Origin of the sequence: Streptomyces sp. NRRL B-24085 (genome assembly GCF_001282115.1) — a bacterium.
In the GTDB taxonomy this organism is placed as follows: domain Bacteria; phylum Actinomycetota; class Actinomycetes; order Streptomycetales; family Streptomycetaceae; genus Streptomyces.
This window is the reverse complement of the sequence record NZ_LJBR01000337.1, coordinates 1-1269: the sequence shown is the minus strand read 5'-3', so window position 1 is coordinate 1269 and position 1269 is coordinate 1. Positions and strand designations below refer to the sequence as shown.

2 protein-coding genes are annotated in these 1269 nt (G+C 71.1%); one reads left to right on the top strand and one right to left on the bottom strand.

The features are described 5' to 3' along the window. Positions 1-196 precede the first annotated feature (196 nt). On the bottom strand, positions 197-643 hold the full coding sequence (locus tag AOJ26_RS31375) for a peptidoglycan-binding domain-containing protein (RefSeq protein WP_053851751.1): 447 nt from the start codon (positions 641-643) through the stop codon (positions 197-199). 276 nt (positions 644-919) lie between these two features. Here AOJ26_RS31375 and AOJ26_RS31370 point away from each other — a divergent pair. Further along, positions 920-1269: helix-turn-helix domain-containing protein (locus AOJ26_RS31370; RefSeq protein ID WP_159044434.1), on the top strand; the 350-nt coding region annotated here is incomplete at its 3' end.

The following is a 1269-nucleotide window of genomic DNA, read 5'->3' as shown; positions in this document are numbered from 1 at the left end:
CGGGATGCCGTTGTGGTGCTTCGGGCGTTCGGATCGGGTCCGGGCGGGGGAGCGGGCACACAGATCCGCGGCCCGTCCTTGCCGGGCAAGGACGGGCCGCGGACGGTCACTTCACGATCAGGCCGGTCGTTCCACGGTCAGTCGGACCTGCTCTGTGCCGAGTCGGCGGATCGTGGTGGGTGGCCGGTCGTAGCGGTCAGGCGGCGAAGCGCTTGAACGCCGCCCGGGTGCCCGGACCGGCGATGCCGTCGATCTCGCCCGTGTAGCCGTAGTCGTCCTTCAGCAGACGCTGAAGGGCCTTGATGGTGTTGGGGCCCGGGTCCCCGTCGATGGCGCCCGTGTAGCCCCAGTACGTCGCGAGGCAGCGCTGGAAGGCCTTCCAGCTGTTGGTGCCGAGCTGACCGTCGATGGCCCCCGTGTAGCCCCAGTAGTCCGCGAGGAATTCCTGGACGTTCTTGGCCTCGGCCGTGGTCAGACCGAAGTTCTGCGTCGCGGCCACGGCGGCGGGCTGGGCCACCGCCGTCGTCCCCGCGGTGCCCGCGGTCGCCGCGAAGCTGGTGCCCGCGGTCGCCACACTGCCGGCGGCGAGGCCGACGACGGCGATGACACCGGCGATGGTCCTGCCCATAGCGTTCGGTCGCATGCGTTCCTCTTTCATTCGTGGGGTCGGCACCTGTCACGCCGAGCGGGGCAGGTGGCGAGACCAAGGTGCAGGGCGCCCGGCCACGGCGGCCACGGCTGCGGCCCAAGTGGCGGTCTTACGGGACGACAACGGCGCTGACCTGCGACGACAGCATCCCGCGGGACGGTGATGCGGGACACCTGTGACAGATGTGGCGGGCTCATGCAGAATGCGCAGCAGCGGAGGGGAACCGCTGTTCACGCACACGACCATGCTGACGACCGCAGTGGGGGAAACATGCCGCGCTCCAAGCCGCTGCCCGCGGAACTCGACCCCAGCGCACGGCAGTTGGTGGGCCGCTTACGCCGGTTGAAGGACCACAGCGAGCTGACGATGCGACAGCTCGCGGCCAAGTCCGGGTACAGCGCGAAGTCTTGGGAGCGGTACCTGGGCGGTACCTCGCTGCCGCCGCGGGAGGCGGTGGAGGCGTTGGCCCGGATCACCGGCACCGACGTCGTCCCGCTGCTCGCGCTGTACGAGATTGCGGTGGACGCCCGGGGCGATCGCCGGACGCGGGGAAGGCCCGCCGCACAGGGGCAGGACGAGCAGCGGCGGGTGGAGGCGGAGGGCGGCGAGACGGGGCAGGG